Annotated in this window: 1 protein-coding gene; it reads right to left on the bottom strand. The window is 66.9% G+C overall.

The window, feature by feature from the left end; genetic code table 11:
- Positions 1–610, bottom strand: a 610-nt coding sequence (locus tag ACT89H_RS29440; RefSeq protein ID WP_445111931.1) for an AMP-binding protein, incomplete at both ends; no start/stop codon positions are given.

Below are 610 nucleotides of genomic sequence, written 5' to 3'. Positions count from 1 at the left end.
CGTCGGACCATACAAATTGTGCACCGCGGCGTCGGACACCGCCTGCATGGCTCCCACGGTCTCCGGGGGCAGCGCCTCACCGATCACGAACACGTGTTTCAGGGTCGGGCAGCTGCCGGGCGCGGTGTGCGCGGCGAAGACCGTCAGCATGGACGGCACGAAATCGGTTACCGTCACGCCTTGCCGGGCAATGGTTTCCGCGACGTAAGCAGGGTCGCGATGTCCGTCCGGCGTGGCGACGACGAGCTTCGCGCCCACGCGCAACGGCATGAAGTAGCCCCACAGCGAGACGTCGAATGTCGTCGCCGTCTTCTGCAAGTACACGTCGTCCGGTCCCAGCGGATATTCCGCGAGCATCCACGCGATCTGATTGTCGATCGCCGCGTGGGACACCGCGACGCCCTTGGGGCGGCCGGTCGATCCCGAGGTGAAGATCACGTACGCCGGATGCTGCGGCAACACCGGACGCACCAGTTCTTCGGCGCGAACCGGGCTGTCGTCGAAACCGTCGAGATCCACGGTGTCCACGGCGAGCGCCCGGACGTCCTCGGGCAGCACCGCCGCATCAGCGCTCGTCGTCACGACACAGAGCGGGCGAGCGGTGTCCAGA

This window comes from Nocardia aegles (assembly GCF_052545135.1).
This window is presented reverse-complemented; position numbering and strand designations above follow the sequence as displayed.